This is a genomic window from Streptomyces sp. NPDC059564, assembly GCF_042735575.1.
Classification (GTDB): Bacteria; Actinomycetota; Actinomycetes; order Streptomycetales; family Streptomycetaceae; genus Streptomyces.
Window position 1 is genome coordinate 51,125 of the sequence record NZ_JBHWBP010000005.1, and the last position, 24,203, is coordinate 75,327.

Sequence of the window (24,203 nt, forward strand, 5' to 3'; positions counted from 1 at the left end):
GTGATGAGCACCTCGGCGCTGCTGATGATCGCCGGCCACGAGACCACGGTCAACCTGATCACCAACGGCATGCTCACGCTGCTGCGCCACCCGGAGGTCCTCGACCGGCTGCGCGCCGATCCGGCGCTGTCCATCCCCCTCGTGGAGGAGCTGCTGCGCTACGAGCCCCCGGTGCAGCTGGTCCCCCAGCGCAGCACCCTCGCCGACATCGAGGTGGCGGGTGTGGAGATCCCCAAGGGCTCCTCGCTCTGGCTGGTCCTCGCCGCCGGGAACCGGGACCCCCTGCGGTTCGAGGACCCCGACCGCTTCGACCCGGACCGCGAGGACATCCAGCACCTGGGCCTCGGCAGCGGCATCCACAGCTGCTTCGGGGCGCCGCTGGCCCGGCTGGAGGCACAGCTGGCCCTGAGCGAGCTGGCCCGCAGGCTGGAGAACCCCCGGCTGCTGGCCGACCCGCCCCCGTACCGGCAGAACGCGGTGCTGCGCGGCCCCCGCCACCTGCCGATCGCCTGCGACGGCATCCGGCCCTGAAGCCGGTCCGCCCCCTGCCTACGGGGTCCCGGGCAGGACGACCACCTCGGACGGGCTGAAGCTCACCGAGACCCGGTCGCCCACGGCCGGGGCCCCGGCCAGGCCGCACTCGGCCTCCAGCACCGGGCCCGCCTCCGGCCGCAGCAGCAGGGCCACGTGCGTGCCGCGGAAGGTGCGGGAGGCCACCTCGCAGCTCAGGCCGTCCGCCCCGAGGACCACCCCGGCCGGGCGGATCAGCAGGCGGCGCTCGCCCTCGGGGGCCCCGGCGGGCACCGGGACCTTCCCCCACGGGGTGGCGGCCGCGCCGCCGGAGACCGTCGCGGGGACCACGTTCTCGAAGCCGAGGAAGCGCGCCACGAACTCCGAGGCCGGCCGCTGCCACACCTCCAGCGGGGTCCCGGCCTGCGCGATCCGCCCGTCCCGCATCACCACGACCCGGTCGGCCAGCGCGAAGGCCTCGCCCTGGTCGTGGGTGACGGCGAGCACGGTGGTGCCCAGCCGGGAGAAGAGCGCGCGCAGCTCGACGACGAGCCGCTCCCGCAGCCCCCGGTCGAGCTGGCCCAGCGGCTCGTCCAGCATCAGCAGCCGCGGTGAGGGGGCCAGCGCCCGGGCCAGGGCGACCCGCTGCTGCTCACCGCCCGACAGCGAGGCCACCGCCCGGCCCTGCGCGCCCGGGAGCCCGACCAGCTCCAGCAGCTCCGCGACCCTGGCCCCGTAGGACCCGCCCGGGGAACGGCCCCGCATCCGCAGGCCGAAGGCGACGTTCCCGCCGACGTCCCGGTGCGGGAACAGCTGGTGGTCCTGGAACATCAGGCCCACCCCCCGCCGGTGCACCGGCACCCCGGCCTGGTCGGCGCCGCCGAGCAGCACCCGCCCGCCGGACACCGCCTGGAGCCCGGCCACCACGCGCAGCAGCGTGGACTTGCCGCTGCCGCTGGGCCCCAGGACGCAGACGATCTCGTGCTCGGCGACCGCCAGGTCCACCGCGTCCACGACCGCCCGGTCGCCGAAGCGGACCGACACCCCTTCGAGCCGGAGCAGGGTCATCAGAACTCTCCCGAGGTCTTGTCGGGTCGCAGTCGCTCCAGCACCAGCAGGGACACCGCGCACACCAGCATCAGAATCGTGCTCAGGGCCATGGCCTGCCCGTAGTTCATTTCGCCGGCCCGCCCCAGCAGCCGCGCCACGGCCACCGGCAGCGTCGGGTGGTCCGGCCGGGCGATGAACACCGTCGCCCCGAACTCGCCCAGCGACACGGCGAAGGCGAAGCCCGCCGCGATCAGCAGCGCCCGCCGCACCAGCGGCAGGTCCACCTCCCGCCAGGCCCGCAAGGGGGAGGCGCCGAGCACGGCCGCCGCCTCCCGCAGCCGCCCGTCCACGGCCCGCAGCACCGGCAGCATCGTCCGCACCACGAACGGGACGCCGACGAGGGCCTGCGCCAGCGGCACCAGGATCCACGAGGTCCGCAGGTCCAGCGGCGGCTCGTCCAGGGTGATCAGGAAGCCGAAGCCCACCGTCACGGCGGACACCCCGAGCGGCAGCATCAGCAGCGCGTCGAAGCCCCGTACGAAACGCCCCGCGCGCCGGGTCAGCGCGGCGGCCGCGAGCCCCCCGATGAACAGGGCGATGGCGGTGGCGGCCAGCGCGTACTGGAGGGAGTTCCAGATGGCTTCCAGCGGCGGCACCAGAAACGTTCCGCCCCCGGCGCCCGCGTCCTGGAGCGCCCGGTAGAAGCCCAGCCCGTACCCGCCGGGCGCGTCGAAGGACCGCTCCACCAGCACGGCCAGCGGCGCCACGATCAGCAGCAGCACGGTCAGCAGCACCCCGCCGAGCAGGCCGCGCTGCGCCCACCCGCGCGGCCGGTGCGAGGTGCGCGCCGGGTCCACGAGCCGCAGGGCGGTCTCGCGCCTGCGTACGGTCCGGGCGTGCACGGCGAGGATCAGGGCGACGGCGGCGAACTGGACCATGGTCAGCACGGCGGCCGTCGGCAGGTCCAGCAGCTGCGCGGTCTGCCGGTAGACCTCCACCTCCAGGGTGGAGTACGAGGGCCCGCCGAGGATCTGCACGACCCCGAACGAGGTGAAGGTGAAGAGGAACACCATCAGCGCGGCGGCGGCCACCGCCGGGGCGAGCGCGGGCAGGGTCACCCGCCGCCAGGCGGCGAACCGTCCGGCGCCCAGCACCCGGGCGGCCTCTTCCTGGCGCGGATCCAGCTGGGCCCACAGCCCGCCGACCGTCCGTACGACGACGGCGTAGTTGAAGAAGACGTGCGCGAGCAGGATCGCCCAGACGGTGGTGTCCAGCCGGACGCCCCAGAGCTCGTCCAGCAGCCCGCCCCGCCCGACGAGCGCCAGGAAGGCGGTGCCGACGACCACGGTCGGCAGCACGAAGGGGACGGTGACCAGGGCGCGCAACAGCTGCTTGCCCGGGAACTCGAAGCGCGCGAACACGTACGCGGCGGGCAGGGCCAGCAGCAGGGTGAGGGCGGTGGAGGCCAGCGCCTGCCAGGTGGTGAACCACAGCACACCGGCGATGTCGGGCTCGGCCAGGACCTCGCCGATCCGGCCGAACTGCCAGCCCTCGTCCGTCTTGAGCCCGCGCCCGACGATCGCGGCGACGGGATAGGCGAAGAACAGCCCGAAGAAGGCGAGCGGCACGGCCATCAGGGCCAGCCGGACGGCCGTGGCGCGCCCGCCCTCCTTCGGGGAGCTCTCCCGCACTACTTCACGACGAGCGAGGACCATGCCTTGACCCACTGCTCACGGTTCTTGGCGATGGCGTCGGGGGCGACCGTTTCCGGCTTCTCGACGACCACGCCGTGCTTCGTGAACAGCTCCGGCAGCTTCGCGTCCTTGACCACCGGGTTCACGAACATCTGGAGCGGCATGTCCTCCTGGAACTTCTTGCTCACCAGGAAGTCGAGGAGCGCCTTGCCGCCCTCCTCGTTCTTCGCGCCCTTGAGCAGGCCCGCGAACTCGACCTGGCGGAAGCAGGTGCCGGTGGCCACGCCCGTGGGCGCCTCGGCCGGCTGCGGCTCACCGTAGAGGACCTCGACCGGCGGGCTGGAGGCGTAGGAGACGACGAGCGGCCGGTCGCCCTTGGCCTTCTTGCCGCCCGCGGAACCGGAGAAGCGCTCGTTGTAGGCCTGCTCCCAGCCGTCGACGACCTCGACGCCGTTGGCCTTGAGCTTGCTCCAGTAGTCCTTCCACCCTTCCTCGCCGTACTTGCCGACGGAGGCGAGCAGGAAGCCGAGGCCGGGCGAGGAGGTCGCGGCGTTCTCGGTGACCAGCAGGTTCTTGTACTCGGGCTTGACCAGGTCGTCCAGCGTCTGCGGCGGGGCGATCTTCTTGTCGGCGAAGTAGGCCTTGTCGTAGTTGACGCAGATCTCGCCCGAGTCGACCGGGGTGACCCGGTGCTGCTGGTCGAGCACGAACTCCGGCTTGACCTGGTCCAGGCCCTTGGCCTGGTACGGGGTGAAGATCCCGTTGTCGAGGGCGCGCGAGAGCAGCGTGTTGTCGACGCCGAAGAAGACGTCGCCGCGCGGGGAGCCCTTGGTGAGGATCTCCTGGTTCAGCGCGGCACCGGCGTCCCCGGACTTCAGGACCTTGACGGTGTAGCCGCTCTGCTGCTCGAACTCCTTGAGGACCGTGTCGGTCACGTTGAAGGAGTCGTGGGAGACCAGGGTGATCGTCTTGGACTTCGGGGCGTCGCTCGCGCCCGCGGGCTTGTCCTTGGCGTCGCCGCCGCCACAGGCGCTGAGCGTGGTGACGCCGAGCGCGGCCGCGAGTGCGACGCCCGCGATCTTCTTGGTGGTGCTCACTGGTGAATTCCTCCTGGGATGTCCAGGAGAAGACGCGGCCCTGCCCGGCGCTCTGTGGGAGCGGACGCCGGGCAGGGCGCAACAGCTTGAGTGATGACCGAACTTCCTACCCCGAATGACCGGGGCGAGGTTCAGAGGGTCTGCGGATGACGGTTACCGCACTCTCAGCGCTGTGGCGCTCCCCTGTCGGAATGATGAAGTTGTCCGGCCACAGGGTACCCCGCGGCCGATTGTGAACGGTTCTGGCCGGAAGCTAGCGCTCGGAGGCGGCCAGCTGGCCGCACGCGCCGTCGATCTCCTGGCCACGGGTGTCCCGTACGGTCACCGGCACGCCGTGCCGGGCGATGGCCTCGACGAAGGCCTTCTCGTCCTCGGGGCGCGAGGCGGTCCACTTCGAGCCCGGCGTCGGGTTCAGCGGGATCAGGTTGACGTGCACGCGCTTGCCCTTGAGCAGGCGGCCGAGCAGGTCACCGCGCCAGGCCTGGTCGTTGATGTCGCGGATGAGCGCGTACTCGATGGAGATGCGGCGGCCGGACTTCTCGGCGTACTCCCAGGCGGCGTCGAGCACCTCGCGGACGTTCCAGCGGGTGTTGACCGGTACGAGGGTGTCGCGCAGCTCGTCGTCCGGCGCGTGCAGCGAGACCGCGAGGCGGCACTTGAAGCCCTCGTCGGCGAAGCGCAGCATGGCCGGGACCAGACCGACGGTCGAGACGGTGATGCCGCGCTGCGACAGGCCCAGGCCGTCGGGCTCCGGGTCGGTGAGCCGGCGGATGGCGCCGACGACGCGGTTGTAGTTGGCGAGCGGCTCGCCCATGCCCATGAAGACGATGTTGGAGAGCCGGGCCGGACCGCCGGGGACCTCGCCGTCGCGCAGGGCGCGCATGCCGTCGACGATCTGGTGCACGATCTCGGCGGTGGACAGGTTGCGGTCCAGACCCGCCTGGCCGGTGGCGCAGAAGGGGCAGTTCATACCGCAGCCGGCCTGCGAGGAGATGCACATGGTGACCCGGTCCGGGTAGCGCATCAGCACGGACTCGACGAGCGTGCCGTCGTGCAGCTTCCACAGGGTCTTGCGGGTGGTGTCGTCGTCGCACGAGATGTGCCGGATGACGTTCATCAGGTCCGGCAGCAGCTCCTGCTGGAGCTTCTCGCGCGAGGCGGCCGGAATGTCGGTCCACTCGGCCGGGTCGTGGGCGTAGCGGGCGAAGTAGTGCTGGGAGAGCTGCTTGGCCCGGAACGGCTTCTCGCCGATCGCGGCGACCGCCTCACGGCGCTCGGCCGGGGTCATGTCGGCGAGGTGCCGGGGCGGCTTCTTGGCTCCGCGGGGTGCGACGAACGTCAGCTCTCCCGGGACGGGGCGGGGGGCCATGGGGGTACTCCTCAGCGTTTGCGAGCCCTGGTGCGGGCGACCTCCGCGTCGGCGGAGACTTGTCGATGGCACGACCGGTGCCCGGAGACCTCACGGGTCCACCCCCGCCGTAGAACGGGGAAAGCGCGCCACCCGGAGGTGACGCGCTTATCAGGATAACCCGCCCGGTCGTATCAGCCGGTGCCGACGAACGCGGCCAGCAGCAGCCAGACCACCGGAGCGGTCGGCAGCAGCGAATCGAGCCGGTCCATGATGCCGCCGTGGCCCGGGAGCAGGGTGCCCATGTCCTTGATCCCCAGGTCCCGCTTGATCATCGACTCGCCCAGGTCGCCCAGGGTGGCGCTGACGGCGACCGCGAGACCCAGCAGCAGGCCCTGCCACCAGGCACCCCCGTCGATCAGGAACTCCATGCACAGCGCGCCGGCCGCCATCGCGAAGGCCACCGCCCCGAGCAGCCCCTCGCGGGTCTTGCCGGGACTGATGCGCGGCGCCAGCTTGGTCTTGCCGAAGCGCCAGCCCACCGCGTAGGCCCCGGTATCGCTGACCACGGTCAGGACCAGGAAGGTGACGACCCGCTGGGGGCCGTCGTCGGCGGTGAGCAGCATCGCGACGAAGGTCGCCAGGAAGGGCACGTAGAACGCCGCGAAGACACCGGCCGTGACGTCCTTGAGGTAGTCCTCGGGCGGTTCGGTCATCCGCCAGACGAGCACCGCCAGCGCCGTGAGCGCCATGGCCACCCAGGCGCCCTCGGCCCCCCGGACGTACCCGGCGATGACCATGGCGGCGCCGCCGACCGCGAGCGGGACGAGCGGGGCCTTGATGCCCTTCTTCTCCTGGAGCCGGGAGGTGAGCTCCCACAGGCCGACGACGACGGCGACGACGATCACGCCGACGAAGACGGCCTTGACGATGAACAGCGAAGCGAAGATCACCGCACCGAGGCCGACGCCGACCCCTATGGCGGCACGCAGATCCCGCCCCGCGCGCTTCTTGGGCGGTGGCGGGGAGGCGTCCTGCGGTGCCTGCGAAGGCGGAGGCGGGGGGCTGGGCATGGGCTCCTGCGGCGGCGTCTCGGCGCGGAACGGGGGGCCGCCGAAGGCGGCGGCCCCCCGATCGCGTGCTTCCCGGTCGTCGAAGGCACGGCCGGCGGCATCGGGCACGATGGGCATGGGCCGAGTCTGCGGGCCCACCAGCGCATCGTATGCGGGACCCGCCGCAGCCGGCTCCGCGGCCCAGGGAGAGTCGTTCATCAGACCTCGAGGAGCTCGGATTCCTTGTGCTTGAGCAGCTCGTCCACCTGCGCGACGTACTTCGCGGTGGTGTCGTCGAGCTCCTTCTCGGCGCGGCGCACCTCGTCCTCGCCGGCCTCCTTGTCCTTGACGAGCTTGTCAAGGGCGTCCTTCGCCTTGCGGCGCACGGAACGGATGGAGACCTTGGAGTCCTCGGCCTTGTTCTTGGCGACCTTGATGTACTCCTTGCGGCGGTCCTGCGTCAGCTCGGGGAAGGTCACCCGGATGATGCGGCCGTCGTTGCTCGGGTTGACACCGAGGTCGGAGTCGCGGATGGCCTGCTCGATGTTGCGCAGCGCGGACGCGTCGAACGGCGTCACGATCGCCATGCGCGGCTCGGGCACCGCGAAGGACGCCAGCTGGTTGATGGGCGTGATGGCACCGTAGTACTCCGCCACGATCTTGTTGAACATCGCCGGGTGCGCACGACCCGTGCGAATCGCGGCGAAGTCTTCCTTGGCGACGACGACGGCCTTCTCCATCTTCTCCTCGGCCTCGAGGAGGATTTCTTCGATCACCACGTGCTCCTGCATGTCAGATTTGGATGGTTCAGGCGGGCGGGGCGGTGCGAGCCGCCCGGACCGGGCCCGGCCGGGGCCGGGCCGCGGCGGGGCTCAGACCCGGGTGCCCTGGGCGCTCACGAGCGTGCCGATCTTCTCACCCTTGACGGCGCGGGCGATATTGCCCTCGGCGAGCAGTTCGAAGACCAGGATCGGCAGCTGGTTGTCGCGGCACAGCGTGATGGCCGTGGCGTCGGCGACCTTGAGGTCCCGGGACAGCACCTCGCTGTACTCCAGCGCGTCGAACTTCACCGCGTCCGGATTGGTCTTCGGGTCGGAGTCGTAGACCCCGTCGACGCCGTTCTTGCCCATGAGCAGGGCCTCGGCGTCGATCTCCAGGGCGCGCTGGGCGGCCGTGGTGTCGGTGGAGAAGTACGGCATGCCCATGCCCGCGCCGAAGATCACGACGCGGCCCTTCTCCAGGTGCCGCACGGCGCGCAGCGGGATGTACGGCTCCGCGACCTGGCCCATGGTGATGGCGGTCTGGACGCGGCTGTCGATGCCTTCCTTCTCCAGGAAGTCCTGGAGGGCGAGGCAGTTCATGACGGTGCCGAGCATGCCCATGTAGTCGGACCGCGCCCGGTCCATGCCGCGCTGCTGCAGCTCGGCGCCGCGGAAGAAGTTGCCGCCGCCGATGACGATCGCGATCTCGGCGCCGTCTCGGACCACGGCCGCGATCTCGCGGGCGATGGCGTGCACGACGTCAGGGTCGACACCCAGCCCGCCGCCGCCGGAGAAGGCTTCGCCGGACAGCTTCAGCATGAAGCGGCGACCCTTCTTCTCGTGGTCGCTCTTGTCGTGGGAAGCGGTGTGGGGGTCCACGCCCTGATTCATGGAGATCTCCTCGTGCACATACGAAGAAGGCCATTGCCGGTGGGTCCTTGCGGTTCCCTCTACGGCAATGGCCTCCTCGTCAGATCTGCGGTCGTCCTGCGCGAGCGCGGACGACTGCTTCAGACCCTACCGGGGTCCGGTGTCCGTCGCGTACGGACGGACTCAGATGCCGACCTTGATGCGGGCGAAGCGCTTCAGGGTGACACCGGCCTCGTCCAGAACCTTCTGGACGGACTTCTTGTTGTCCAGGGCGTACGGCTGGCCCAGGAGCGTGACGTCCTTGAAGAAGCCGTTGACGCGACCCTCGACGATCTTGGCGATCGCGGCCTCGGGCTTGCCCTCGGCGCGGGTGACCTCTTCGGCCACGCGACGCTCGGACTCGACGACCTCGGCCGGAACGTCCTCGGCGGTCAGGTACTTCGGCGCGAACGCGGCGATGTGCTGGGCGATGCCCTTGGCCAGGTCGGCGTCGGCCTTGTCCAGCTCGACCAGGACACCGATCTGCGGGGGCAGGTCGGGCATGGTGCGGTGCATGTAGGAAGCCACGAAGGCACCCTGGTACTGCGCGAAGCGGTCCAGGACGATCTTCTCGCCGAGGTTGGCGTTGGCCTCGTCCACGAACGCCTGGACGGTCTTGCCGGCCTCGATCTCGGACGCCAGCAGCGCCGCGATGTCCGCCGGGGAGGTGGCGGCCACGTGGGCGGCGAGCTGGTCGGCGACGACCAGGAACTTCTCGCTCTTGGCGACGAAGTCGGTCTCGCACTTGAGCTCGAGCAGCACGCCGGAGGTGGCGTCGGCGGCGATCAGGGAGGTGACGGCACCGTTCTCGGCGGAACGGCCCTCGCGCTTGGCGACACCCTTCAGGCCCTTGACGCGCAGGATCTCGTTGGCCTTGGTGACGTCACCGTCGGCCTCGACGAGCGCGTTCTTGCAGTCCAGCATGCCGGCGCCGGTGAGCTCGCGGAGCTTCTTGACGTCAGCGGCGGTGTAGTTCGCCATGAGTCTGTGATTCTCTCTCGAAGTCGTAGATCTACGGGTGAACGGCGGAGGAGTCGCGCTCGTGGCGCGGCTCCCCCGCCGTCATCGTCCGTGCTGCGAGTGCCCGGCGGATGAACGCCGGGCCCCGTCAGTGGGTCAGGCCTGCTCGGCGTCGGCGGCCGGAGCCTCGACGACGGCCTCGGCGACAACCTCGGCCGCGGGGGCCTCGGTCTCGACAACGGCCTCGGCCGCGGGGGCCTCGGCGTCGTCGGCCTTCTTCTCGCCCTCGAGCAGGTCGCGCTCCCACTCGGCGAGCGGCTCGGCGGCGGCCTTCTCGCCCGGCTTCGAGTCACCGGTCGCGGCACCGGAACGGGCGATGAGGCCCTCGGCGACGGCGTCGGCGATCACGCGGGTGAGCAGGGTGACGGAGCGGATCGCGTCGTCGTTGCCCGGGATCTTGTAGTCGACCTCGTCGGGGTCGCAGTTGGTGTCGAGGATCGCGACGACCGGGATGTGCAGCTTGCGCGCCTCACCGACCGCGATGTGCTCCTTCTTGGTGTCGACGATCCAGACGGCGCTGGGAACCTTCGACATCTCGCGGATACCACCGAGGGTCTTCTCCAGCTTGGTCTTCTCGCGGGAGAGGACCAGGAGCTCCTTCTTGGTGAGACCCGAGGCGGCGACGTCCTCGAAGTCGATCGCCTCAAGCTCCTTCAGACGCTGGAGGCGCTTGTAGACGGTGGAGAAGTTGGTGAGCATGCCACCGAGCCAGCGCTGGTTGACGTACGGCATGCCAACGCGCGTCGCCTGCTCGGCGATGGCTTCCTGCGCCTGCTTCTTGGTACCGACGAACATGATGGAGCCACCGTGCGCGACGGTCTCCTTCACGAACTCGTAGGCGCGGTCGATGTACGACAGCGACTGCAGCAGGTCGATGATGTAGATGCCGTTGCGCTCCGTGAAGATGAAGCGCTTCATCTTCGGGTTCCAACGGCGGGTCTGGTGACCGAAGTGGACGCCGCTTTCCAGCAGCTCCCGCATCGTGACGACGGCCATGGCCATCTCCTTGGTTTCTCGGTTTTGGTTCCTGACGCCCCGACGCGCCCTGCCCCGCAGAGGGACCGAGAGACGCTTTCACCAGGCCGTTTCCGGCCGATGCTGGGGCGTGCGAAGTCGACCCGGTGACCCGGATCGCCACAAGAAGTGTACGGGACCCGGCGGTATGCCGGGTGACGCCGTTGTCCACACCCTTTCGGCCATCCACAGGCACGGCCGTCCGCCACCCTCCGCGCGGGACCCTGTGGGGCATGACGACACTGCTGCTCACCGTGATCCTGGCGCTGTCCCAGACCCTCGTCCCGGGGGTCCGGCCGCTGCCCCCGCCCCTGTCCGTCGCGCGCTGGTGGGATCCGCCGCCGACGCCCTACGCGGCCGGCCACCGCGGAGTGGACCTGTCGGCCCCGGTGGGGGCGCGGGTCCGGGCCGTCGGGCCCGGGCGGGTGCACTACGCCGGGCAGGTCGCGGGGCGCGGGGTGCTCTCGCTCACCCTCCCGGGGGGCCTGCGGACGACCTACGAGCCGGTGCGGCCGCTGGTCGCGGAGGGTGAGGCGGTCACGGCGGGACAGGAGGTGGCGGTCCTCACAGCCGGCTCCCACTGCCCCGGACCCTGTCTGCACTGGGGCCTGCTGACCGGGGAGGACGCCTACCTCGACCCGCTGGCCCTGCTGCCCCGCCCCACGCCGCGGCTCCTGCCCGTGGCGGCGCCTTAGCCGCGGACGCCCCGCAGGGCCATGGCGACGGCGGCCTCGGTCACCACGGCGGGGTCCTCGGCGGCGCCGAGCTCGATGCGGCGGACCGCGGCGTCCACCACGCCCTGGAGGAGCATCGCGGCCAGCCGCGGCTCCGCCTGGCCGAGGGCGCCCAGGGCCTCGACGATCATCGCCACCAGGCCGCCGTGCGCGGCGCGGATCTTCTCCCGCGCCCCCGCGTCCAGCTCGCTGGCCGAGATCGCCACCACCGCACGGTGGCGGCGGTCCCCGACCAGCCCCAGCTGGCTGCGCACGTACGCCTCGATCTTCGCCTCGGGCGTCTGCGCCGCTTCCATCGCCGCTTCGATCTCGGCCGCCCACACGGGGAAGTCCACCGCGCACAGCTCTTCGACGACGGCCGCGCGCGACCGGAAGTACTCGTACACGGACGACCGGGCCAGCCCGGTGCGCTCCGCGAGGGCGGGGAAGGTCAGGGCTTCGGTCCCGCCTTCCGACAGCAGGGAACGCGCCGCGTCCAAGAGGGCGCCGCGCTGCATCGACCGGTGCTCGGCCACGGAGGCCGCTCGAATCCTGGGCACGCCACCACTGTACGGAGGGTGTGCAAGGCCGGTGTGTGCGCTCGGCGGCTCAGCGGCCGACGTCGGCCAGCTTCGCCCGTAGCTGGAGCACCGATTTGGTGTGGATCTGGCTGACCCGGCTCTCGGTGACGCCCAGCACGTTGCCGATCTCGGCGAGGGTAAGGCCCTCGTAGTAGTAGAGGGTGACCACCGTCTTCTCCCGCTCGGGGAGCGTGTTGATGGCCCGGGCGAGCAGCCTGCGCAGCTCGCGGTCCTCGGCGACCTCCACCGGGTTGTCGGCGGCGTGGTCCTCCAGGGTGTCCATCAGGGAGAGGCGGTCGCCGCCCTCGCCGCCGACGTGCAGCAGCTCCTCCAGGGCTACCACGTTGGCGAGGGACAACTGGCTGAAAACGGTGTGGAGTTCCTCCACACCGATCCCCATCTCGCCCGCGACCTCGCTCTCGGTGGGCGTCCGCCGCAGCTGGGCCTCCAGCGTGGCGTAGGCACGCTCCACGGCCCGCGCCTTCTGCCGCACGGAGCGCGGGATCCAGTCCAGTGCCCGCAGCTCGTCGATCATCGCGCCGCGGATCCGGGTGATGGCGTACGTCTCGAACTTGATGGACCGTTCGATGTCGAACTTCTCGATCGCGTCGATCAGCCCGAAGACCCCGGAGGAGACGAAGTCGGCCTGCTCCACATTGGGCGGCAGGCCCACGCTGACCCGGCCCGCGACGTACTTCACCAGCGGTGAGTAGTGCAGGATCAGCTGCTCCCGCAGCCGTTCGTCACCCGACTCCTTGTATGAGCGCCAGAGCAGCTCCAGGGACGAGGGCGCGGTGGACCGCACGCTGCCACGGGCAGCGGGGGGCACCGCAGCGCGGTCGGACCCTGAGGTGTGCTGGGGCATGCTTCGCCTTTGCCGGAGCCGGATTCCTTGGGAGCGTAGCGTGACGGAAGTGTCGCGGTGCGCGAAGAGTACGGGATGGCGCGGGGGCGCAGCGGCGTCCGGACTCGCGCGGGCGGCCCGGGACCGGCGCCTGGCGCTCGGTCCCGGCGGCTGCCACCGGGAAGACCGCGTCTCTCATCGCCTTCACTCTTTCACCGGAACGCCCCAGGTCAACGACCGCCTCGCCGGGCGGCTCGGGATTGCGCCCCCGCTCCCGGCGTGCGCGGGGCCAACCGCCAGCCGTCGCCCTGCCGTTCGACGAACCCCAGAGAGTGAAGTTCGTACAGTCTGCCGATGACTTCATCGGTGCCGGTGCCCGCGGCGAGGGAGATCTCGTCCAGCCCCGCGGGCCGGCCCGCCGGGAGGGCTTCGAGCACCCGTGCGGCGTCCGGGTCCAGGAGGTCCCGGGCGAGCACGGGTCCGCGCCGCGCGGGGGCCAGTTCCCCGATGTCGCCGACCAGTTCGATCACCTCGGCGGCGTCGGTGACGAGCTCCGCCCCGCCGCGCAGCAGTTCGTGAACCCCGGCCGAGAGGCCGCTGGTGGCGGGCCCGGGGACGCCCATGGTGAGGCGGCCGAGCTGCTGGGCCCGGCGGGCGGTGACCAGGGAGCCGCTGCGGTGGGCCGCCTCCACGACCACGGTGCCCCGGGTCAGGGCGGCGATGACCCGGTTGCGCAGCACGAACCGGCTCGGGGTGGGGTGGCTGCCGGGCGGCAGCTCCCCCAGCACCAGCCCCTGGCGGGCGATCCGGCCGAGGAGCCCGGCATGGCCGCGCGGGTAGCCGACGTCCACCCCGCAGGCCAGCACCGCGGCGGTGGCCCCGCCGGAGGCGAGGGCGCCCCGGTGGGCGGCGCCGTCGATCCCGTACGCGGCCCCGGAGACCACCACCCAGCCGCGCTCGGTGAGCCCGGCGGCGAGGGTCTGCGCCATGTGGGCCCCGTACGGGGTGCACGCGCGGGCCCCGACGACGGCGACGGAGCGCAGGGCCCAGGTCCGCAGGTCCGGGCCGCCCCGCAACCAGAGCCCGACGGGCCGGGCGTCCCCGAGGTCGTCCAGCTGGGTAGGCCACTGCGCCGAGCCCGGGCAGATGAACCGGCAGCCCGCCGCGGCGGCGTCCGCCAGGTCCCGCCGGGGCTCCGCGAGGGCGGCCCGCCTGCGGTATCCGGCGAGCCGCTCGGCTCCGACCCCGGTCAGCGCCGCGCACTCCTCCCCGGGGCCGGTCAGGGTCCGCATCAGCCCGACGGCGCCGAGCTCGCGCAGCCAGCGCCCGCCGTGCTCGTCCCCCGGCTCCAGCACCCGGGTCAGCGCCGCCCTGGCCAGGACGTCCGCGCCGGGCTCCGGCACCCCGGCGGCGGCGCTCACGACCCCGCCCCCGCGGCCAGTACCGCCCCGCGGGCGATCCCGGTGCGCAGCTCCAGCGCGACGGCCACGTCCAGCACGTCGGGGCGGTCGCGCCCCCGCAGGTCGGCCACGGTCCAGGCGACGCGCAGCACCCGGTCCAGCCCCCGCGCGGTGAGCAGTCCGCGCTCCATGTCCCGCTCGGCCTGGGCCAGGGCGCCGGGGCCGGCCGGCCAGCGGGTGCGCAGCTCGTGCCCGGGGACCTCGGAGTTGAGCCGCCAGGGCGTGTCGCCGAGCCGGGCGGCGGCCCGGTCGCGGGCCTCGCGGACCCGGGCGGCGACGGTGGCGGTGGCCTCGCCCCTGCCGCCCCGGCCCAGCAGATCGGAGCGGGTGACCGGCTCGACCTCGACCCGGAGGTCTACCCGGTCGAGCAACGGCCCCGACAGCCGGGCCTGGTAACGCCGGATCACGGAGGCGGGACATTCGCAGCCCGCGCCCTGCAGCGTGTGCCGGCCGCAGGGGCAGGGGTTCGCGGCGAGGACCATCAGGAAGCGGGCCGGCAGCCGTACCACCCCGGCGGCCCGGGCGATGACCACGTGCCCCGCTTCGAGGGGCTGCCTCAGGGCGTCCAGCACCTTGCCGCTGAACTCGGCGGCCTCGTCCAGGAAGAGCACCCCCCGGTGCGCCAGGGAGACCGCCCCCGGCCTGGGAATTCCGGCCCCGCCGCCGACGAGGGACTGCATGGTCGCGGAGTGGTGCGGGGCGCAGTACGGAGGCCTGCCGACCAGCGGTTCGCCGGGCGGCAGGATTCCCGCGACGGAGTGGACGGCCGTCACCTCCAGGGAGTCCTGTCGGGTGAGCGGCGGCAGGATCCACGGCAGCCGTTCGGCGAGCATGGTCTTGCCCGCACCCGGGGGCCCGCTGAGGAAGAGGTGGTGGCCCCCGGAGGCGGCGACTTCCAGTGCCCGGCGGGCGCGGTGCTGGCCCGCGACGTCGGCGAGGTCGGGGATGTCCGGGGCCTCGCCCCGGGCCAGCCCCGTGCCGAGCCCGGCGCCCGGTACCACCAGCCCAGCCAGCATCGGGTCGGGGCGCCCCGCCCGGTCCGGCTCCTCCTCGGGCACCACCCCGTCGGTCAGGACCGCGATCAGCTGCCGCAGGCTGCGCACGCCGAGCACCGACACGTCGGGGACCAGTCCGGCCTCCCCCGCGCACTGTTCGGGCACCACCACCTGCCGGTATCCGGCCTCGGCGGCGGCGAGCACCGCGGGCAGGATCCCCCGCACCGGGCGGACCCGGCCGTCGAGGCCCAGCTCCCCGATGAGCACCAGGTCGGCGATCACCCCCGGATCGACCACTTCGGCGGCACCCAGCACCGCCGCCGCGACGGCCAGGTCGAAATGGGCCCCGGACTTCGGCACGGACGCCGGGCTGAGCCCGACCGTGAGCTTCTTCTGCGGCCACTGGGCACCGGAGTTCACCACGGCGGCCCGCACCCGGTCCCGGCTCTCGACCAGGGTCTTGTCGGGCAGCCCCACCAGGGTGAAGGCCGCGACCCCCGGCTCCAGGTCGGCCTGCACCTCCACCACCACGCCCTCGACGCCCACCAGGGCCACCGAGCAAGCCCGCGCGAACCCCATCAGGCCACCCCCCTGACGTGCTCCACCAGGGGCGCGCCGCGCCGCGGCAGGATGACGGCGACGAGGTCGATCCGTACGCCTCCCTCGGGTGGTCCGCCGTGGTCGGCGAGCCAGCGCCCGGCGAGCCGCCGCAGCCGCTCGGCCTTGCCGGCCCGGACCGCGGCCATGGGGTGCTCGAAGCCCCCCTCGCGGCGCGTCTTGACCTCGCACACGACGAGGGCGTCCCCGTCCCGCGCGACGATGTCGATCTCCCCGGACCGGCAGCGCCAGTTCCGGGCGACCACCGTCATCCCCGACTCGGTCAGCCGGCGCGCGGCGAGCTCCTCGCCGTACCGCCCCAACGCCTGCTGTGCCACGCCCTTCGCGTTCATCCGGCACCACCTCCGGCACCGAGAGTCCCGCGTCCCCGCCCACCGAGTGGATCTTGGTGGAAAACCCCGGGGTTGTGGAAAACCCGCTCACCCTCCTGGGTGAGCGGGCGGGCCCCGGCGGGCGGTGGAACGGATCAGGCGCCGGGAAGTTCGAGATCGCTCTTGTTGAGCTCCTCGATGTTCACGTCCTTGAACGTCAGCACCCGCACCTGCTTGACGAAGCGGGCGGGCCGGTACATGTCCCAGACCCAGGCGTCCGCCATCGACACCTCGAAGAAGACCTCCCCCTGGACCGAGTGCACCTGCATCTCGTAGTCGTTGGTGAGGTAGAAACGACGTTCGGTCTCGATCACGTACTTGAACAGCCCGACGACGTCGCGGTACTCCCGATAGAGCTTCAGCTCCATCTCGGTCTCGTACTTCTCGAGGTCCTCGGCGCTCATGGCATGTTCCCCTTCAGCCGTGCGTCCCCCTATTGTGCGCCAGCGCCGTGCGCCCCTAAACGATTTCCGGGGCCAGGACCACCGGAGCACCCGGAGGACCGTCGTCGAGCAGCGTGCGCAGCAGCTCGGCGAGTCTGGTCGGGTACACCGTCTCATGGGCCACGAGGAGTTCCTCGGAGGTCCACCACCTGGCCCCGGCGACGCTGCGCCGCTCGAGTTCCGTGAGCCCGCCCATCACGGTCGCGGTCTGGTCGGTACGGGCGAGGAAGTACCACTCGTCCTGTTCCCAGCGCCGCCCGTCGAAGGGGAAGGAGCAGTACCGGTGCCACAGCACCGGCCCCAGCTCGACCTCTGTGATCCCCGTCTCTTCCGCGAGTTCGCGCCGCGCGGCCTGTTCGCGGGTCTCGTCGCCCTCTAGGCCGCCGCCGGGTGTGAACCACCAGTCGTCGGCCGGGTCGCCCGGTTCGAAGCCGTGCAGGAGCAGGATCCGGTCCTCGGGGTCCAGCAGGATCACCCGTGACACCTTCCTCTGCTCAGCGGGCACCGGAGTGCTCCCGCCGCCCGCGCCCCAGGACCCGTACGAGGGGCCCGTACGCCGCCCCGAGCAGCACCAGGGCCGCTCCGCCCACCACGGCGGCCACCTGCAGCCGCAGCGGTCCGGGCGCGGAGATCCCGCCGGGCAGGGAGGCGTACGTCCGCGGCCGGTCCAGCATCTTCATGGACGGCCACGCCAGCGCGTCGACCCGGGCCGACACCGCCGACCGGGGCACGGTGCCCTGACCGGCCTCCTGGAGGTGCGCGCGGGAGTCGAGCGAGCCGCCGCGGTGGTCACCCATCAGGAAGAGGTTGTCCTCGGGCACCTTCACCTCGAAGGGCGCGCCGGCCGTGCCGATGGCCGCGAGCTCGGTGCCCGCGTTCTCGAGGTACGGCTCGTCGAGGTCCTTGCCGTTGACGGTCAGCCGGCCGCCCTGGCCGCAGCAGCGGACGGTGTCGCCGCCCACGGCCACGACCCGCTTGACCATGGGCGAGCTGCTCCACTGCGTGTCGATGAAGACGACCACGTCGCCGCGGCGTACCTCCGAGCCGTCGATCCGCTGCGCCAGTACCCGGTCGCTCGGTTGCACCGTGGGCGCCATCGAGTCGGTCGGCACCGTGTACGGCTGGTACACCAGCGCCCCCCAGACGAATCCACCCAGGAAAAGCACGAAACCGATGGCCACGGCGATTCCCGACAGCACGCTGCCGAGGCCGCCGCGGCCACCGGTGGTACCGCGTATTGCCTGTGTTCCGCCCATTGCAGCGCCCCCACCTCGGAGATCGTCGACCTGGGCGGCACCCTACCCGGCGGTACGCCCGTTGGTCAGCCTCCGCCGGCGCCACAGGACGACGGGCACCGCGCCCGCGATCCCCAGCGCGGCCGGGCCGAGCCCGACCGGGGCGAGACCGGCGGCCCCGAGGCCGAGGGCGGTCGCCGCCGCCTGGTGGTTGATACCGGGCTGGTCGAAGGTGTCCGGGACCGGGAGCGTGGACCAGCGGGTGACCGGCCACGCGACGACCACGGCCCGCCCGACGACCTTGTCCACCGGCACGAAGCCCTGGGTGGAGTCCTGCATGTGGTAGCGGGAGTCCTGCGAGTTCTGGCGGTGGTCGCCCATCACCCAGATCTTGCCCTTGGGCACGGTGATCGGGCCGAACGGAGCGTCGTCGCACGGGGTGTTGCCGGGGAAGATGTACGGCTCGTCCAGCTCCTTGCCGTTGACGACGACCGGTCCCCCCCTCTTGCACTCGACCGTGTCCCCGCCGATGGCGATGGTCCGCTTGATCAGGTCCTTCTCCTCGGCGGACGGCATCAGGCCGATCCAGCTGAGGGCCTTCTGCGCGACGTTGGGCTCCGGAGTGGGCTCTCCGGCCAGCCAGCTCGCCGGGTCGTGGAAGACGACGACCTCGCCGCGCTCGGGCTCCGAGCCGAACCACGGGGTCAGCTTGTCCACCAGCACCCGGTCACCGCGCTGGAGGGTGTTCTGCATCGAGTCGGACGGGATCGAGAACGCCTGGACCAGGAAGGTCTTGATCAGCAGGGCCAGCAGCAGGGCGATACCGATGAGGAGCGGGAGCTCCTTCCAGAACGAACGCTGCGGGCGCGCGGCCGCACCGCCGTCCTGGGCCTCGGTGTCGCGCTCGACGGCGTCGTCCGGCCGCTCCTCGCCCTCATCGCGTCCGGATCGCGCGCCTACCGCCACATCCCCCACATCCACTCCTCATTCGGAATTCGCGTCCCGCGCCGGATCGGTCGACGGGCCCTCCCCTCCCCTAACGAGCGGGAGTTCCCTAAGGCGCGGGAGACCCAGGACACACTATGCGAACGCCGGGCCCCGTCGGCGCCCAAGGCGCCCGCGCCGCCGACCGGTTCGGGCCGGATCCGGCACCGAAAGGAAGGTCGCGGGCTGCTCCAGCCTGCGCCAGTGGTCGTAGGGCCAGGCGATCACCACGGCCTGCCCGACCACACCGTTCTCGTCGATGGTGCCGTCGAAGGCCTCGTCGAGGTGGTAGCGGGAGTCGGCGGAGTTGGCCCGGTGGTCGCCCATCACGAAGAGCCGCCCCGCCGGTACGTGCACCTCGAAGCGGATTTCCGAGGGGGCGTTGCCCGGTGACACGTACGGCTCATCGAGAGGCGTGCCGTTGACGGTGACCCGGCCCCGCCCGTCGCAGCATTTGACGGTGTCCCCGCCCGTGCCGATGACCCGCTTGATGAGGTCCTGCTCGTCGGCGGAGGGCAGCAGACCGATGAAGGTCAGGGTCTGCTTGACCTGCTTGATGCCGGCCGGGTCCTGGGCCGGCCGGGCGGCCTCGCCCTTGAGCCAGCCGCCCGGGTCCTTGAACACCACGACGTCGCCCCGCTCGACCTTGGAGCCGAACCACGGGGTGAGCTTGTCGACCAGCACGCGGTCGCCGATCCGGATCGTCTGCTCCATCGACCCGGAGGGGATGAAGAAGGCCTGCACCAGGAAGGTCTTCAGCAGCAGGGCTATGCACAGCGCGACCACCACGAGCAGCGGCAGCTCGCCCACCCGCCGGGTGCGCCTGCGCCGCCGTACCCGGCGGGCCAGCCTGCGCCGCTCGGCCCGTCCACCGGGCTCCGGCGCGGCCGCCGCGTCCTCGCCCCGTCCGGCCGCGGTCGCGGGCTCGGCGTCGGGCCGCGCCGCCGGCTCGGGCGCGGGTTCCGGCGCGGACTCGGGCCACTGCCGCTCGCTCGGATACGGCCCACCGGGATACTCACCCGGCTGCTGCGGCTCCGGCGGCCGCGGCCCACGCATCAGCGGCGCGCCCCGCTGGAAGGGCCGCTGCCCGCGCTGCTCCGCCTCGAAGCCCTTGGAGGGCTCCGGCTCGCGCTCCTGGCCCCGCCCGCCCCTGGGCCGTCCCCGGCTACCCATGTGACCCGCCGCCGACCCGGGACCAGGCCTGCGCGCCGCTGCCGGACACCGACCCCCACCGCGTCACGGGCCAGCCGAGCCAGTCGGCCCGCCCGATCACCTTGTCCACCGGCACCATCCCCCCGCCCGGCTCCCCCAGGTGGTCCCGGGAGTCCCGGGACTGGGAGCGGTGGTCGCCCATCACCCACAGGGTCCCCAGCGGGACGACGATCCGGAAGGGCACCGCCGAGGGCGCGTCCCCGGGGTACAGGTAGGGCTCGTCGACGGCGACCCCGTTGACCTTGATCCGGCCGCCCGCGTCGCAGCACACCACGTCGTCCCCGCCCACGCCCACCACCCGCTTCACGAAGTCGGTGTCGGAGGGCTCGGCGAGCCCGAGCGCCGAGAAGGCGCCGTGCAGGGCCTCCCCGACGGGGTTGCCCGCGGCGCGTTCGCGTACGAAGGAGCCGGTGCCGTCGAAGACCACCACGTCGCCGCGCCGCGGTCCGTCGCCGAAACGGTACGCCAGCTTGTTGACCAGCACCCGGTCCCCGACCTTCAGGGTCGGCTCCATCGAGCGGCTGGGAATCAGGAACGGCTGGACCACGAAGTTGGCGAAGAGCAGCAGGAAGACGGTGCAGGCCACGCCCAGCAGACCGGCCCGCCGCCAGGACCGCGGAAGCCGCCGCTCCCCGGAAAACGCAGAACGCGGCCGCCCCTCCCCCTGTTCGGGAGAGGAGTGGCCGCGCTGCGTGAGCTCTGCTTCGGTGTCCATCGGGGGCGAGCCTATCCGGCCGTCCCCTGGAGCCGGAGAGGAGATCAGCGGTCGCGCTTCTCCTTGATCTTCGCGGCCTTGCCGCGGAGCTCACGGAGGAAGTACAGCTTGGCGCGACGCACGTCACCGCGGGTGACGAGCTCGATCTTCTCGAAGATCGGGGAGTGCACCGGGAAGGTGCGCTCGACGCCGACGCTGAAGGAGACCTTGCGAACGGTGAAGGTCTCGGAGACGCCAGAGCCCTGGCGACGGATGACAACGCCCTTGAACTGCTGGATACGGGAGCGGTTGCCCTCGATCACGCGGACGTGCACGTTGATGGTGTCACCGGGGCGGAAGGCCGGGACGTCCGTGCGCAGGGAGGAGGCGTTGACGCCATCGAGCAGGTGAGACATGTTCTTCGTCTGCTTTCTTCGCACGACGCCACAGGTCGCCGGTGCGGATTTCCGTAGAGAATTCGGGAGCCGTGATGCTTCGCGGACGACGGTCCCCCTGTGGCAGGGGCGCACGCGAGCACACAGCAGCCGCCTATTCTTCCACGGACGGCGGCCTGAGCCAAAATCGGCCGTCGTCGGTGGGCTTCCAGCCGAGGATGCTGAGGATCTCGCGGTCCTTCTTGTCGAAGGCGGAGGCCTCGCAGCGCTCGATCAGGTCGGGGCGGTTCCGCGCGGTCCGGCGGAAGGCCTCGTCGCGGCGCCAGCGGGCGATCTTGCCGTGGTGGCCGCTGAGCAGCACCTCGGGGATGCCTCGCCCGCGCCACTCCGGGGGCTTGGTGTAGACGGGCCCTTCGAGCAGGTTGGCCATCTCGCCGGGCGCGAAGGAGTCGTCGCGGTGCGATTCGGCGTTGCCGAGCACCCCGGGCAGCAGCCGGGCCACGGCCTCGGTGATCACCAGGACGGCGGCCTCGCCGCCCGCCAGCACGTAGTCGCCGATGGAGACCTCGTAGACCGGCATCCGCGTGGCGTACTCGTCCATGACCCGGCGGTCGATGCCCTCGTAGCGGGCCGGGGTGAAGATCAGCCACGGGCGCTCGGAGAGCTCGACGGCCAGTTCCTGGGTGAAGGGACGGCCGCTGGGCGTCGGAACGACGAGCACCGGGCCGCTGGCGCCGGACTCGTACCCGTCGGCCAGCGCCGAGTCCAGGGCCTCGCCCCAGGGGTCGGTCTTCATGACCATGCCGGGGCCGCCGCCGTACGGGGTGTCGTCGACCGTGTTGTGCCGGTCGTACGTCCAGTCCCGCAGGTCGTGGACGTGTACGTCGAGCTGCCCGCGCGCCCGCGCCTTGCCGACGAGGGAGACGTTCAGCGGCTCCAGGTACTCGGGGAAGATCGTGACGACGTCCAGTCGCATCAGGCGTCGCCCTCGCCCTTCGCCTCGGTCTCACGCTCGGTCTCGGCCTCACCCTCGGCCTCGCGCGAGGAGGCGACCACGGCGCGGTCGTCGATCAGCCCGGGCGGCGGCGTGATGACGCAGCGCTGCTCCTCCAGGTCGATCTCGGCGACGATCTCCTCCACGAAGGGGATCATGACCTCGGTCCCGTCGGGCCGCTCGACGATGAAGAGGTCCTGCGAGGGCAGGTGGGAGATCTCGGTGATCCGGCCGATCTCGGTGCCGTCCTCCAGCACCACGTCGAGGTCCATCAGCTGGTGGTCGTAGTACTCGTCCGGCTCGGCCGGCAGTTCCGACGGGTCCACGTCCGCGATCAGCAGGATGTTCCGCAGGTTCTCGGCCGCGGTGCGGTCCTTGACGCCCGCGAAGCGGAGCATGAGCCGGCCGCTGTGCACCCGGCCGGTCTCGATGGTCAGCGGACCCGCCGACGCCGGTTCGGTCCGGAGCACGGCACCGGGCCCGAGCCGCAGCTCCGGCTCGTCCGTGCGCACCTCGACGGTGACCTCACCCTTGATCCCGTGGGCGCGGCCGATCCGCGCGACTACCAGCTCCACTGTGTGTCTCTCCTGTTCAGACGACGACGGGCCGGGGCGGGCGCAATTGCCCTCCCCGGCCCGTGCCGGTGATTCACGCTGCTGGCAAACCGGGTCCTAGCGGACCTGGTCCACATCGACGAGGTCGACGCGGATCCCCCGGCCGCCGATGGCGCCCACGACGGTACGCAGCGCACGTGCGGTGCGGCCGTTGCGGCCGATCACCTTCCCGAGGTCATCGGGGTGAACCCGGACCTCGAGCACCTGTCCGCGGCGCAGGTTGCGCGAGGCGACCTGCACATCGTCGGGGTTGTCCACAATGCCCTTCACGAGGTGCTCAAGAGCCTCCTCGAGCATGATCAGGCCTCGGTCGACTCGGCGGTGGCCTCAGCCTCGTCCGCCTTCTTGTCGGCCTTCTTCTTCTGGGTGATGGCCTCGCCCTTGCCCTCGCCGATGCCCTCGAGGGCCTTGGCGAACTCGTCGAAGGAGCGACGCTTGCTCTCCTTCGTCTCCGGCTGCAGCAGCGGCGCGGGGGCGGGGAGACCCTTGTGGGCCTGCCAGTCACCGGTCAGCTTCAGGATGGCGAGCACAGCCTCGGTGGGCTGGGCGCCAACGGACAGCCAGTACTGCGCACGCTCGGCGTTGACCTCGATGCGCGACGGGTTGTACGTCGGGTGGTAGATACCGATCTCTTCGATCGCGCGACCATCACGGCGGGTGCGGGCGTCGGCGACGACGATGCGGTAGTGCGGCTGGCGAATCTTGCCGAGGCGCTTGAGCTTGATCTTGACTGCCACTGGAGTGGTGTCTCCTGAACTTGACGTGGTTGGGCACATGAGATGCCACGTGGGGTTGCGGTACTCGGGTGCCCGATGGACGCGTCAGCCGGAGGAGAGAGGGGTCCTATGCGACTGTCGAGTACAGCTGTCCATTGTGCCATACGCCTGCCGCGCGCTCGCCCGGGAGGTCCCGCACCCGGGCGAGGGGTCAGGACGCCGCCGCGGTGGCGACCTCCGGGATGCGGAACGGCTTCATGCAGCCGCCGCACACGATCGGCGCCTGGGCCAGCACGGACGGGACCACCCGGACGTTGCGCCCGCAGTCGCACACCGCCTTGACCCGCACGCCGCCGCCGGAGGAACCGTGCCGGGCGGCCGGACCGCGGAAGCTGCGCTTGGTGTCGGCGGCCGTGGCGGCCGTGTGCGCCTTCAGGGCGCGCTGGAGCCGCTCCATGGTGGGGCGGTAGCGCTTCTTCGCCTCGGGATTGAGGGTGACCAGGGAGAACCCGCTGCTGGCATGCGGCTCCTCGGAGTGGTCCAGCCCCATCTCCTCGGCGATCGCGAGGAATCTGCGGTTGTGGTAGCGGCCGGCTCGCGAGGTGTCACGGACTCCGCGGGCGGCGGCGATGCCGTGGACTGCCTCGTGCAGCAGTCGCTCGAAGGAGAGCTCGGCGCCACAGGCGGACGAGGACTCTCCGATCAGGGACTCGGGCGCGGCAAGGTCAGGCAGCTCGGGGTGGTACCGCTGAATGTCGGCCCACGCCTGCGCCAGCTCTGCGGCGAGAACAGGTGGTGTCGTGCTCACGTCGTGACAACGAGCCGGGGTGCCCCGGTGTTCCGATTCCGGGCCATTCCAAATTTTTTGCACGTACCAGT

At 71.8% G+C, this 24,203-nt stretch carries 28 protein-coding genes and 1 riboswitch; of the genes, 2 read left to right on the top strand and 26 right to left on the bottom strand.

Features of this window, described 5'->3' with window-relative positions:
- A partial coding sequence (locus tag ACFV0Q_RS02515) for a cytochrome P450 (protein ID WP_384999269.1) occupies nt 1-531 on the top strand: 531 nt, incomplete at its 5' end.
- Nucleotides 532-549: 18 nt separating this feature from the next.
- Here ACFV0Q_RS02515 and ACFV0Q_RS02520 read toward each other — a convergent pair.
- The 9 genes from ACFV0Q_RS02520 to rpsB all read right to left on the bottom strand — a co-directional run bounded on the left by ACFV0Q_RS02520 (nt 550) and on the right by rpsB (nt 10,437).
- Nucleotides 550-1,578: an ABC transporter ATP-binding protein gene (locus ACFV0Q_RS02520; RefSeq protein ID WP_384999272.1), complete on the bottom strand. Its 1,029-nt coding sequence runs from the start codon at nt 1,576-1,578 to the stop codon at nt 550-552.
- Complete coding sequence (locus tag ACFV0Q_RS02525) at nt 1,578-3,194, bottom strand: ABC transporter permease (RefSeq protein WP_384999340.1); 1,617 nt, start codon at nt 3,192-3,194, stop codon at nt 1,578-1,580. Before ACFV0Q_RS02525 ends, ACFV0Q_RS02520 begins: the two co-directional genes overlap by 1 nt.
- A gap of 56 nt (nt 3,195-3,250) precedes the next feature.
- Nucleotides 3,251-4,351, bottom strand: coding sequence for a thiamine ABC transporter substrate binding subunit (locus ACFV0Q_RS02530; RefSeq protein WP_384999275.1), 1,101 nt, complete (start codon nt 4,349-4,351; stop codon nt 3,251-3,253).
- An 85-nt stretch (nt 4,352-4,436) separates the two neighbouring features.
- A riboswitch (TPP riboswitch) is annotated at nt 4,437-4,546 on the bottom strand.
- Between the two features lie 58 nt (nt 4,547-4,604).
- Nucleotides 4,605-5,720: a 23S rRNA (adenine(2503)-C(2))-methyltransferase RlmN gene (rlmN, locus tag ACFV0Q_RS02535; protein WP_384999278.1), complete on the bottom strand. Its 1,116-nt coding sequence runs from the start codon at nt 5,718-5,720 to the stop codon at nt 4,605-4,607.
- A 173-nt stretch (nt 5,721-5,893) separates the two neighbouring features.
- Nucleotides 5,894-6,970, bottom strand: a complete 1,077-nt coding sequence (locus ACFV0Q_RS02540; RefSeq protein WP_384999280.1) for a phosphatidate cytidylyltransferase — start codon at nt 6,968-6,970, stop codon at nt 5,894-5,896.
- On the bottom strand, nt 6,970-7,527 hold the full coding sequence (frr, locus tag ACFV0Q_RS02545) for a ribosome recycling factor (protein WP_384999283.1): 558 nt from the start codon (nt 7,525-7,527) through the stop codon (nt 6,970-6,972). Before frr ends, ACFV0Q_RS02540 begins: the two co-directional genes overlap by 1 nt.
- Nucleotides 7,528-7,623: 96 nt before the next feature.
- Nucleotides 7,624-8,403: a UMP kinase gene (gene pyrH, locus ACFV0Q_RS02550; protein ID WP_384999286.1), complete on the bottom strand. Its 780-nt coding sequence runs from the start codon at nt 8,401-8,403 to the stop codon at nt 7,624-7,626.
- Nucleotides 8,404-8,565: 162 nt separating this feature from the next.
- Nucleotides 8,566-9,402 carry a translation elongation factor Ts gene (gene tsf, locus ACFV0Q_RS02555; protein WP_384999289.1) on the bottom strand — a complete coding sequence of 279 codons (837 nt, stop codon included), beginning with the start codon at nt 9,400-9,402 and terminating at the stop codon, nt 8,566-8,568.
- 135 nt (nt 9,403-9,537) lie between these two features.
- The gene (rpsB, locus tag ACFV0Q_RS02560) at nt 9,538-10,437 is read right to left on the bottom strand and encodes a 30S ribosomal protein S2 (RefSeq protein ID WP_266573689.1); all 900 of its coding nucleotides are present in this window, start codon (nt 10,435-10,437) and stop codon (nt 9,538-9,540) included.
- 251 nt (nt 10,438-10,688) lie between these two features.
- Between rpsB and ACFV0Q_RS02565 the strand changes: the two genes are divergently transcribed.
- Entirely contained in the window at nt 10,689-11,150 is a 462-nt protein-coding gene (locus tag ACFV0Q_RS02565) for a M23 family metallopeptidase (protein ID WP_384999292.1), read from the top strand.
- Here ACFV0Q_RS02565 and ACFV0Q_RS02570 read toward each other — a convergent pair.
- The 17 genes from ACFV0Q_RS02570 to ACFV0Q_RS02650 form a co-directional block, all read right to left on the bottom strand.
- The gene (locus ACFV0Q_RS02570; protein WP_384999343.1) at nt 11,147-11,704 is read right to left on the bottom strand and encodes a TetR/AcrR family transcriptional regulator; all 558 of its coding nucleotides are present in this window, start codon (nt 11,702-11,704) and stop codon (nt 11,147-11,149) included. The two genes, ACFV0Q_RS02565 and ACFV0Q_RS02570, sit on opposite strands and share 4 nt — an antisense overlap.
- Before the next feature lie 73 nt (nt 11,705-11,777).
- Nucleotides 11,778-12,614 (bottom strand): RNA polymerase sigma factor WhiG, encoded by an 837-nt coding sequence (gene whiG, locus ACFV0Q_RS02575; RefSeq protein ID WP_266573691.1) that lies wholly within the window; start codon nt 12,612-12,614, stop codon nt 11,778-11,780.
- Between the two features lie 209 nt (nt 12,615-12,823).
- On the bottom strand, nt 12,824-14,014 hold the full coding sequence (gene dprA / locus ACFV0Q_RS02580) for a DNA-processing protein DprA (RefSeq protein ID WP_384999296.1): 1,191 nt from the start codon (nt 14,012-14,014) through the stop codon (nt 12,824-12,826).
- The gene (locus ACFV0Q_RS02585; protein WP_384999299.1) at nt 14,011-15,627 is read right to left on the bottom strand and encodes a YifB family Mg chelatase-like AAA ATPase; all 1,617 of its coding nucleotides are present in this window, start codon (nt 15,625-15,627) and stop codon (nt 14,011-14,013) included. Before ACFV0Q_RS02585 ends, dprA begins: the two co-directional genes overlap by 4 nt.
- Nucleotides 15,627-15,998, bottom strand: a complete 372-nt coding sequence (locus tag ACFV0Q_RS02590) for a YraN family protein (protein ID WP_384999302.1) — start codon at nt 15,996-15,998, stop codon at nt 15,627-15,629. Before ACFV0Q_RS02590 ends, ACFV0Q_RS02585 begins: the two co-directional genes overlap by 1 nt.
- 134 nt (nt 15,999-16,132) lie before the next feature.
- Nucleotides 16,133-16,441: a DUF2469 domain-containing protein gene (locus ACFV0Q_RS02595; RefSeq protein ID WP_214947872.1), complete on the bottom strand. Its 309-nt coding sequence runs from the start codon at nt 16,439-16,441 to the stop codon at nt 16,133-16,135.
- A 55-nt stretch (nt 16,442-16,496) separates the two neighbouring features.
- A complete protein-coding gene (locus ACFV0Q_RS02600; protein WP_384999306.1) occupies nt 16,497-16,985 on the bottom strand; it encodes an NUDIX hydrolase in 489 nt (162 codons plus the stop codon).
- Nucleotides 16,975-17,736 carry a signal peptidase I gene (gene lepB, locus ACFV0Q_RS02605; protein WP_384999308.1) on the bottom strand — a complete coding sequence of 254 codons (762 nt, stop codon included), beginning with the start codon at nt 17,734-17,736 and terminating at the stop codon, nt 16,975-16,977. Before lepB (ACFV0Q_RS02605) ends, ACFV0Q_RS02600 begins: the two co-directional genes overlap by 11 nt.
- Nucleotides 17,737-17,778: 42 nt before the next feature.
- Nucleotides 17,779-18,681, bottom strand: coding sequence for a signal peptidase I (gene lepB / locus ACFV0Q_RS02610; RefSeq protein WP_384999345.1), 903 nt, complete (start codon nt 18,679-18,681; stop codon nt 17,779-17,781).
- A gap of 114 nt (nt 18,682-18,795) precedes the next feature.
- Complete coding sequence (lepB, locus tag ACFV0Q_RS02615; protein ID WP_384999311.1) at nt 18,796-19,872, bottom strand: signal peptidase I; 1,077 nt, start codon at nt 19,870-19,872, stop codon at nt 18,796-18,798.
- Complete coding sequence (gene lepB / locus ACFV0Q_RS02620; RefSeq protein WP_384999314.1) at nt 19,865-20,626, bottom strand: signal peptidase I; 762 nt, start codon at nt 20,624-20,626, stop codon at nt 19,865-19,867. Before lepB (ACFV0Q_RS02620) ends, lepB (ACFV0Q_RS02615) begins: the two co-directional genes overlap by 8 nt.
- Nucleotides 20,627-20,670: 44 nt before the next feature.
- Nucleotides 20,671-21,021 (bottom strand): 50S ribosomal protein L19, encoded by a 351-nt coding sequence (gene rplS / locus ACFV0Q_RS02625; RefSeq protein ID WP_384999317.1) that lies wholly within the window; start codon nt 21,019-21,021, stop codon nt 20,671-20,673.
- A gap of 133 nt (nt 21,022-21,154) precedes the next feature.
- Entirely contained in the window at nt 21,155-21,976 is an 822-nt protein-coding gene (trmD, locus tag ACFV0Q_RS02630; RefSeq protein ID WP_384999320.1) for a tRNA (guanosine(37)-N1)-methyltransferase TrmD, read from the bottom strand.
- Entirely contained in the window at nt 21,976-22,569 is a 594-nt protein-coding gene (rimM, locus tag ACFV0Q_RS02635; RefSeq protein ID WP_384999323.1) for a ribosome maturation factor RimM, read from the bottom strand. Before rimM ends, trmD begins: the two co-directional genes overlap by 1 nt.
- 96 nt (nt 22,570-22,665) lie before the next feature.
- Nucleotides 22,666-22,905: an RNA-binding protein gene (locus ACFV0Q_RS02640; RefSeq protein ID WP_007266827.1), complete on the bottom strand. Its 240-nt coding sequence runs from the start codon at nt 22,903-22,905 to the stop codon at nt 22,666-22,668.
- A 2-nt stretch (nt 22,906-22,907) separates the two neighbouring features.
- Nucleotides 22,908-23,345 carry a 30S ribosomal protein S16 gene (gene rpsP / locus ACFV0Q_RS02645; protein ID WP_008737511.1) on the bottom strand — a complete coding sequence of 146 codons (438 nt, stop codon included), beginning with the start codon at nt 23,343-23,345 and terminating at the stop codon, nt 22,908-22,910.
- A gap of 190 nt (nt 23,346-23,535) precedes the next feature.
- On the bottom strand, nt 23,536-24,132 hold the full coding sequence (locus ACFV0Q_RS02650; RefSeq protein ID WP_266573716.1) for a hypothetical protein: 597 nt from the start codon (nt 24,130-24,132) through the stop codon (nt 23,536-23,538).
- Nucleotides 24,133-24,203: the final 71 nt, after the last annotated feature.

Coding starts and splice junctions, on each gene's coding strand:
- ACFV0Q_RS02520 (WP_384999272.1), bottom strand. CDS start 1,578: ATGACCCTGCTCCGGCTCGAAGGGGTGTCGGTCCGCTTCGGCGACCGG.
- ACFV0Q_RS02525 (WP_384999340.1), bottom strand. CDS start 3,194: ATGGCCGTGCCGCTCGCCTTCTTCGGGCTGTTCTTCGCCTATCCCGTC.
- rlmN (WP_384999278.1), bottom strand. CDS start 5,720: ATGGCCCCCCGCCCCGTCCCGGGAGAGCTGACGTTCGTCGCACCCCGC.
- ACFV0Q_RS02540 (WP_384999280.1), bottom strand. CDS start 6,970: ATGAACGACTCTCCCTGGGCCGCGGAGCCGGCTGCGGCGGGTCCCGCA.
- pyrH (WP_384999286.1), bottom strand. CDS start 8,403: ATGAATCAGGGCGTGGACCCCCACACCGCTTCCCACGACAAGAGCGAC.
- tsf (WP_384999289.1), bottom strand. CDS start 9,402: ATGGCGAACTACACCGCCGCTGACGTCAAGAAGCTCCGCGAGCTCACC.
- rpsB (WP_266573689.1), bottom strand. CDS start 10,437: ATGGCCGTCGTCACGATGCGGGAGCTGCTGGAAAGCGGCGTCCACTTC.
- ACFV0Q_RS02565 (WP_384999292.1), top strand. CDS start 10,689: ATGACGACACTGCTGCTCACCGTGATCCTGGCGCTGTCCCAGACCCTC.
- whiG (WP_266573691.1), bottom strand. CDS start 12,614: ATGCCCCAGCACACCTCAGGGTCCGACCGCGCTGCGGTGCCCCCCGCT.
- ACFV0Q_RS02585 (WP_384999299.1), bottom strand. CDS start 15,627: ATGGGGTTCGCGCGGGCTTGCTCGGTGGCCCTGGTGGGCGTCGAGGGC.
- ACFV0Q_RS02590 (WP_384999302.1), bottom strand. CDS start 15,998: ATGAACGCGAAGGGCGTGGCACAGCAGGCGTTGGGGCGGTACGGCGAG.
- ACFV0Q_RS02595 (WP_214947872.1), bottom strand. CDS start 16,441: ATGAGCGCCGAGGACCTCGAGAAGTACGAGACCGAGATGGAGCTGAAG.
- lepB (WP_384999308.1), bottom strand. CDS start 17,736: ATGGGCGGAACACAGGCAATACGCGGTACCACCGGTGGCCGCGGCGGC.
- lepB (WP_384999311.1), bottom strand. CDS start 19,872: ATGGGTAGCCGGGGACGGCCCAGGGGCGGGCGGGGCCAGGAGCGCGAG.
- lepB (WP_384999314.1), bottom strand. CDS start 20,626: ATGGACACCGAAGCAGAGCTCACGCAGCGCGGCCACTCCTCTCCCGAA.
- rplS (WP_384999317.1), bottom strand. CDS start 21,021: ATGTCTCACCTGCTCGATGGCGTCAACGCCTCCTCCCTGCGCACGGAC.
- trmD (WP_384999320.1), bottom strand. CDS start 21,976: ATGCGACTGGACGTCGTCACGATCTTCCCCGAGTACCTGGAGCCGCTG.
- ACFV0Q_RS02640 (WP_007266827.1), bottom strand. CDS start 22,905: ATGCTCGAGGAGGCTCTTGAGCACCTCGTGAAGGGCATTGTGGACAAC.